Annotated in this window: 8 protein-coding genes and 1 tRNA gene; all 9 read right to left on the minus strand. The window is 62.5% G+C overall.

Features of this window, described 5'->3' with window-relative positions; translation table 11 throughout:
- Positions 1-120: 120 nt before the first annotated feature.
- On the minus strand, positions 121-819 hold the full coding sequence (gene rplA / locus ENZ74_RS17000) for a 50S ribosomal protein L1 (RefSeq protein ID WP_013531411.1): 699 nt from the start codon (positions 817-819) through the stop codon (positions 121-123).
- Between the two features lie 4 nt (positions 820-823).
- Positions 824-1,252: a 50S ribosomal protein L11 gene (gene rplK / locus ENZ74_RS17005; RefSeq protein WP_013531410.1), complete on the minus strand. Its 429-nt coding sequence runs from the start codon at positions 1,250-1,252 to the stop codon at positions 824-826.
- 158 nt (positions 1,253-1,410) lie between these two features.
- Positions 1,411-1,938: a transcription termination/antitermination protein NusG gene (gene nusG / locus ENZ74_RS17010; RefSeq protein ID WP_013531409.1), complete on the minus strand. Its 528-nt coding sequence runs from the start codon at positions 1,936-1,938 to the stop codon at positions 1,411-1,413.
- Between the two features lie 27 nt (positions 1,939-1,965).
- Positions 1,966-2,169 (minus strand): preprotein translocase subunit SecE, encoded by a 204-nt coding sequence (gene secE / locus ENZ74_RS17015; RefSeq protein ID WP_013531408.1) that lies wholly within the window; start codon positions 2,167-2,169, stop codon positions 1,966-1,968.
- 394 nt (positions 2,170-2,563) lie between these two features.
- A tRNA-Trp gene (locus tag ENZ74_RS17020) sits at positions 2,564-2,639 on the minus strand.
- A gap of 80 nt (positions 2,640-2,719) precedes the next feature.
- On the minus strand, positions 2,720-3,271 hold the full coding sequence (locus ENZ74_RS17025; RefSeq protein ID WP_063168072.1) for a putative glycolipid-binding domain-containing protein: 552 nt from the start codon (positions 3,269-3,271) through the stop codon (positions 2,720-2,722).
- 29 nt (positions 3,272-3,300) lie between these two features.
- Positions 3,301-3,783: a group II truncated hemoglobin gene (locus ENZ74_RS17030; RefSeq protein WP_024505637.1), complete on the minus strand. Its 483-nt coding sequence runs from the start codon at positions 3,781-3,783 to the stop codon at positions 3,301-3,303.
- Positions 3,784-3,885: 102 nt separating this feature from the next.
- Positions 3,886-5,526 carry a hypothetical protein gene (locus ENZ74_RS17035; protein ID WP_063168073.1) on the minus strand — a complete coding sequence of 547 codons (1,641 nt, stop codon included), beginning with the start codon at positions 5,524-5,526 and terminating at the stop codon, positions 3,886-3,888.
- 153 nt (positions 5,527-5,679) lie between these two features.
- The coding region (tuf, locus tag ENZ74_RS17040) for an elongation factor Tu (RefSeq protein WP_127312882.1) at positions 5,680-6,657 on the minus strand (978 nt) is incomplete at its 5' end.

Here is a 6,657-nt window from a genome sequence, read left to right on the forward strand (position 1 = left end):
CTGCAATCTCGGACAGGATGTCCGGAAACCTTTCGGCTTCCGGTACCGGGCCGCCGACAAGTCGGAAGTCCGGAATTCACTTGCGGATCAGCCGCTTGGCGGCCGATCCAAATGTTCGTATCAGGACGCGTTGAGCGTCGCGACGTCGAGCTTGAGGCCCGGGCCCATCGTCGAGGTGACCGACACCTTCTTGACGTAGTTGCCCTTGGCGCCAGTCGGCTTTGCCTTGGTCACCGCATCGGCGAAGGCGCGGATGTTCTCTTCCAGGGCCTTGACGTCGAACGAGACCTTGCCGACGCCGGCATGGACGATGCCAGCCTTCTCGACACGGAACTCGACGGCGCCGCCCTTGGACGCCTTGACGGCGGCGGCAACGTCGGTGGTGACGGTTCCGACCTTCGGGTTCGGCATCATGCCGCGCGGGCCGAGCACCTTGCCCAGACGGCCGACCAGCGGCATCATGTCCGGCGTGGCGATGCAGCGATCGAAATCGATCGTGCCCTTCTGGACGATGTCGACCAGATCCTCGGCACCAACGATGTCGGCGCCGGCGGCGCGCGCTTCGTCGGCCTTGTCGCCACGGGCGAACACGGCGACACGTACCGAGCGGCCGGTGCCGTTCGGCAGGTTGACCACGCCGCGGACCATCTGGTCGGCATGGCGCGGGTCGACGCCGAGGTTCATGGCGACTTCGATGGTCTCATCGAACTTCACCGAGGAACGGTCCTTGAGCAGCTTCAGCGCATCACCCAGGGCATAAGCCTTGTTGGGATCGATGCCTTCGCGGGTCTTCGATACACGCTTTGCAATCTTTGCCATGATCTTAGCCCACCACTTCCAGACCCATCGAGCGGGCGGAGCCCTCGACCATGCGCATGGCCGCTTCGACGTCGTTTGCGTTCAGGTCTTTCATCTTCGCGGTGGCAATCTCGCGGACCTTGTCACGCGAAACCGTACCGGCCTTGACCTTGCCCGGCTCCTTGGAACCAGAGGTCAGGTTCGCCGCCTTCTTCAGGAAGTAGCTCACCGGCGCCGTCTTCATGACGAAGGTGAAGGACTTGTCCTGATAGTAGGTGATGACAACCGGAACCGGCGATCCCTTTTCCATTTCCTGGGTCTGCGCGTTGAACGCCTTGCAGAACTCCATGATGTTGATGCCACGCTGACCAAGCGCCGGGCCGATCGGGGGAGACGGCGTAGCCGATCCCGCTTTCACCTGGAGCTTGAGCTGGCCTGCAATTTTCTTAGCCATCTCTTTTCCTGCCTTTGTCTATGCCGGTCATGCCGGCGGTTGCAGTCTGGTGGTGCGATCCATGCGGCCGGCTAAAGCCGCATTCGTCTCCCACCGTTCTCAGGCCGCGCTTCCGCGCCGCCTCCCCTGACCGCCAAACCGGCTTCAGGGATTTCGGATCAGCCCTTTTCGACCTGCCCGAATTCCAGATCGACAGGCACGGCGCGCCCGAAGATCGAAACTTCCACCTTGAGCCGCGCCCGCTCCTCGTCCACTTCCTGGACGAAACCGTTGAACGACGCGAAGGGACCATCCGAAACGCGGATCGCTTCGCCGATCTCGAACGTGACCGAGGGCTTGGGCCGCTCGACGCCTTCCTGCACCTGGTTCAGGATGCGCTGCGCTTCCGCCTCGGTGATCGGCACCGGCTTGGAGTCACCCAGGAAGCCGGTGACCTTCGGCGTGTTCTTGACCAGCGAGAACACGGCGTCGGTCAGATTGGCCTTCAGCAGCACATAGCCCGGGAAGAACTTGCGCTCGGCATCGACCTTGCGGCCGCGGCGAACTTCGACGACCTTCTCGGTCGGAACCACGATCTGGTGGATGTCGGCAGACAGGCCCTTCTGCTTGGCCTTGTTCTCGATATCCTCGGCGACCTTCTTTTCAAAGTTCGAATAGGCGTGGACGATGTACCAGCGCGCGGTCATTTCAAGACTTCTCCGTAATCGCCGGACTTAGCGTCCGATGCCCAGAATCTGTTCGACCGCGAGGCCCATGAGCTGATCAGCGGTGAAGAAAAAGATCATCGCGATCACTGCGAAGGCCAGAACCATCACCGTCGAGATCATCGTTTCGCGCCGCGACGGCCAAGTCACCTTGGCGGTCTCCGCGCGAACCTGCTGGAGAAAGACGAAAGGATTTGTGGTTTTCGAAGCCATATGCCGCTCTGTCTTCAAGACCCGTTGGCCGGGTCTCCTGGATGATCCCGCTGGCCGGGACGTGCCGCCTGAGCGAATTTCGCGCCGAATCAGCGCAATCATTTCGCCCATGCAAATCAGACGCGTAAAGCCGGTTTCCCAGCTCCACGCGTCGCGTGTCTGTTTCGTCTACATAAAACCGATTCTTGATCCACGCAAGTGGCAAGTCTCCGCTTTATGACCAAACACCGCCTCGGAACCATCCAGTCGTTCCGTCCCGGCTATGGCGCTCTTATGCCCCAATCGACCCTATATGGCAAGCGGGTCGCCGATTTTCAAAGGCCGGACCATGGAAATATCGTTTTGAACGCCATTCCGAAACGGCGAGACATTGGGTTGAATGCCATTCAGGGAATGGCACGGGCAGCAGGGCTCGAACCTACGACCTGCGGTTTTGGAGACCGCCGCTCTACCAACTGAGCTATGCCCGTACGTGCGCATGTCGGCGCAGCAGGCGCTTCCTAAAAGCTTCCGCACGCTCTGTAAAGAGCGGTTTGCATGCAAACACGCCTTAACCTCTGCGCCAGAAATCGGGATAGTCGACAACCAGCCCGTTGCGGTCGATTTCAAGTTCCCGCCTGAAGTCGCTGGCGCGCGATTCATAGAGATATCGCCTGCCCTCTTCGAGGCATGTGTAGCGCTGCGGGTTGGCGACGACCGTGAGGGCGGGGAAGTCGATGAAGGCAGTGGTTATCTCGGCACTCTGCCCGGCGGAAAGCTGCAATCGCCGGATCGGCAGCGTGTTGGTGAACGGCGTGATGGTCAGGTCGGGATCGAAAATGCCATCGAGCTCCGGCATCGGCAGGCCGTCCCTGGTCCAGCGACCATCGCCATCGGCGGCAAGAACAAGCGTGCGGCCGCTACCGATCATATCGACAACGACACGCCTGGCGTGCCAGCCGACATCGCAAACGATGCGGTAACGGACGGCAAAAGGCGTTTGCCCGGAGCAGACTGCGACAGAGTCGGCCGAGACCTCCCCTGCCCGCTCCTGCAGCACCAAATGTTCGAGACCCGGTCCGTCCCACTCGCGCCAACGTATGATCTTCACATCTTCCGGCATCAGCCCAACACCTCCATGGCGACTGGACGCTAGTTTGTACCCGGTGGCTGATAGGGGCCGCCCGGCACACCCCAGCCCCAGGCCGGCATCGGTTCCGTCTGCGGATCGCAGGTTTCGCCGAGATTGGAGTTCATCTTGGCCAGGCGCGATCCCCATTCGACATAGCCCATGAAGGCCGAACGGAATTCCGGATCGTCAGGCAGGCCGACCGCGTCGGCGGCATCGGCCAGGAGGCTGATCCAGCGGCGGCGCTGCTCTTCGCTCAGATGCTTGCCCAGATGGTGCATGACCATCTCGCGGTGGCCGCCGAACTGCTCGCTGTAGGTCTTCGGTCCGCCGAAAACCTCGCCGATGAAGGCCGCGACATGGGCGGGGTGATCCGGCGACATGGTCTTGAACACCGGCCCGACGATCGGGTCCTGCGCCACCTTGTCATAGAAGGTCTGGGTGAGCCGGTTCAAAGCCTCGCTGCCGCCGGCCCATTCGTAGAGTGTCGGGATATCCTGGCCCATTCTCGATCCTCCGCCTGCCTGAAGCCGCCAGCAGCGACGATAGCGGAAAAATCGAAAGCGGCTCAACCTGCCTCGATGGCCAGTTTCGGGCTCCGTCGCCCACTACAATTTGGCCGGCGCGTCAGCCTCGGCATTGGCGGAAGGCCGGATCCGGCAATTCTCGGGTCTTGGCACCGCCTCGCAAATGGTGGCGCCGGTCAGCGCGTCGACCGATTGCAGGCTCGTCGTCAGGCCAACCTTCAGCATCATGTCGGGTTCCAGCCGGCGCTCGACCGAGCGCCGCTCGATCGCCGCGAACAGGGCGGAACTGATCGCCATCTCCTCCAGGTAGGCCTTGACCATCAGCTTTTGCCCCATCGGGTAGAGGCTAAGTCGCGCCTGGGGACCGACAAGCCGCCTGATGCCGCCGGCAAGCATGAGCGCGCAGGCCGAATCGCACTCCACGCCCGCATCGATGCTCAGCCCGGCATAGGCGCCCTCCTTGGCCAGGCAATTCCACGCTCCTGGGTCACAGCCGACGAAATCGGTGCGGCCAACGGCGACGTCGAGCTTCTTTTCATGGATAAGCCGTCCCGCCGCCAGGGCGCTGAACAGGTCGCCTCCCTTCGAGCTGATCACGACAGGCAGTTGCCGTTTGCCGAGCGTGGCGAGCAGCTGGCGCAGCTTCTGCGGGGTCTGGGGGGTGATCGCGCCTTCCGCCGAGATCCATTCCGGGCAGTCTGGATTGCAGAGCGGATTGGTGCCGCGAACGACAACGAAGCGCATGTCTTCATCGCGCCGCGCCGCCTCGGGTTCGATCGCTGGCGGAGTAGGCCTGGCCGCGGTCGCCATCAGGCCATCAGGCTTGTTCCCCGGCACTTCCCGGCAATTCGTGGCCAGGCGGCCGGGTTCGCACAGGCTCGCCGCGGTCAACAGGCCCACGGCGTCCGTGCTGGTGACCAGCTTCATCGCCAGCATGTCATCGAGGGCGATCTGGTGGATTTCGCTGGCCGGGGTGCCCTTCATCGTTTCGAGCATGCTTTGTTCGATGCCCATCTGGTCCAGGTAGGCCGCCAGCTTTTTCTCCACCGACTTGCTCATTTCGTAGGTCTTGTAGCTGCCGGCGTTCTTGCGGCTGACGATCTTCGTGTTGAGGATCTTCTTCTTGCCCCCGACGATCCGGTAGGTGGTCCGGTATTGCAATTTCGTGCGGATGTAGGTCGTGGTGATCTGATGGACGCCGAGATAGGCCCATTCGCCGGCCACTCGCCTGATGCCGCCGGCAAACATCAGAGGACAGGCGGAATTGCACATGGCGCCATAGTCGATGACATCGCCGAAGTAGCGGGCGTCACGGTCCTGGCACCCCTTCGCGTCGGGCTGGCAGCTGGAAAACACCGTCTTGCCGATGGCGATATCGAGCTTGTTCTTGCGGATCAGCCGGCCAAGCGTCAGCGCCGCCTCGACATTGCCGCCGGGAGAATCCACGACAACAGGCAGTTTCCGCCCGCCAAGCGTCTTCAGCATGCGTTTGAAGAGCGCCGGAGTTCCGGCTTCTATGGAGCCCTCGGCCGATATCCATTCCGGACAGATCGGCTCGCACCCCGCTGCGTTGCTGCGGACAATGCCGAACCGCATCGTCGGCCCAAGATCCGGCGCCGCATCCGCCGCGAAGGCTGCCGGGCCTGTGGCAAGCAGCGCAATCAGCCAGGTCAGAGCCAGCGGCCACAATGCCCGACGATGAAAATACCGCCTTGGAACCATTTGGAAAAAGCCCCTTGATGCAACCTATACTAGACGAGGTCCAGAGCCTTGCAACAGGCTTCGGCCGACGGGGCGGCAGCCGATAGCCCGGCAAACAAAAAGGGCGGCCCGAAGACCGCCCTTTCTTGTCGATCCGGCGAATGCCGGGCTCGGTTATTCCTTGATGGTGACGACGATGCCGGCACCGACGGTGCGGCCGCCTTCACGGATAGCGAAGCGCAGCTTCTCTTCCATGGCGATCGGCACGATCAGCTCGACATCGACCGTGATGTTGTCGCCCGGCATCACCATCTCGGTGCCTTCCGGCAGCGACACGATGCCGGTCACGTCGGTCGTGCGGAAGTAGAACTGCGGACGGTAGTTGGTGAAGAACGGCGTGTGACGGCCACCTTCGTCCTTGGTCAGGATGTAGGCTTCGGCCACGAACTTCTTGTGCGGCTTCACCGTGCCCGGCTTGGCCAGAACCTGGCCGCGCTCGACACCTTCACGATCAACGCCGCGCAGCAGCGCGCCGATGTTGTCGCCAGCCTGGCCCTGATCGAGCAGCTTGCGGAACATTTCCACGCCCGTGCAGGTCGTCTTGGTCGTCGGACGGATGCCGATGATCTCGAGTTCCTCGCCGACCTTGACCACGCCGCGCTCGACGCGGCCGGTCACCACCGTGCCGCGGCCCGAGATCGAGAACACGTCTTCGATCGGCATCAGGAACGGCTTGTCGAGCGGACGAACCGGCGTCGGGATGTAAGCATCGACCGCAGCCATCAGCTCGCGGATCGCGTCTTCACCGATCTTCTTGTCCGAGTCTTCGAGAGCAGCCAGAGCCGAACCCTTGACGATCGGAATGTCGTCGCCGGGGAATTCGTTCTTGGTCAGAAGCTCGCGAACCTCGAGCTCGACCAGTTCGAGCAGCTCGGCGTCGTCGACCTGGTCGACCTTGTTCAGGAACACCACGATCGACGGCACGCCGACCTGACGGGCCAGCAGGATGTGCTCGCGGGTCTGCGGCATCGGGCCGTCGGCAGCCGACACGACCAGGATCGCGCCGTCCATCTGCGCGGCGCCGGTGATCATGTTCTTCACATAGTCGGCGTGGCCGGGGCAGTCGACGTGAGCGTAGTGGCGGTTGGCCGT

The organism is Mesorhizobium sp. M7A.F.Ca.CA.002.15.2.1, from assembly GCF_003998715.1.
In the GTDB taxonomy this organism is placed as follows: domain Bacteria; phylum Pseudomonadota; class Alphaproteobacteria; order Rhizobiales; family Rhizobiaceae; genus Mesorhizobium; species Mesorhizobium ciceri.

Excerpts from the sequence above, each read along its gene's own strand:
- rplA (WP_013531411.1), bottom strand. The coding sequence starts at position 819 with ATGGCAAAGATTGCAAAGCGTGTATCGAAGACCCGCGAAGGCATCGAT.
- rplK (WP_013531410.1), bottom strand. The coding sequence starts at position 1,252 with ATGGCTAAGAAAATTGCAGGCCAGCTCAAGCTCCAGGTGAAAGCGGGA.
- nusG (WP_013531409.1), bottom strand. The coding sequence starts at position 1,938 with ATGACCGCGCGCTGGTACATCGTCCACGCCTATTCGAACTTTGAAAAG.
- secE (WP_013531408.1), bottom strand. The coding sequence starts at position 2,169 with ATGGCTTCGAAAACCACAAATCCTTTCGTCTTTCTCCAGCAGGTTCGC.
- ENZ74_RS17025 (WP_063168072.1), bottom strand. The coding sequence starts at position 3,271 with ATGCCGGAAGATGTGAAGATCATACGTTGGCGCGAGTGGGACGGACCG.
- ENZ74_RS17030 (WP_024505637.1), bottom strand. The coding sequence starts at position 3,783 with ATGGGCCAGGATATCCCGACACTCTACGAATGGGCCGGCGGCAGCGAG.
- ENZ74_RS17035 (WP_063168073.1), bottom strand. The coding sequence starts at position 5,526 with ATGGTTCCAAGGCGGTATTTTCATCGTCGGGCATTGTGGCCGCTGGCT.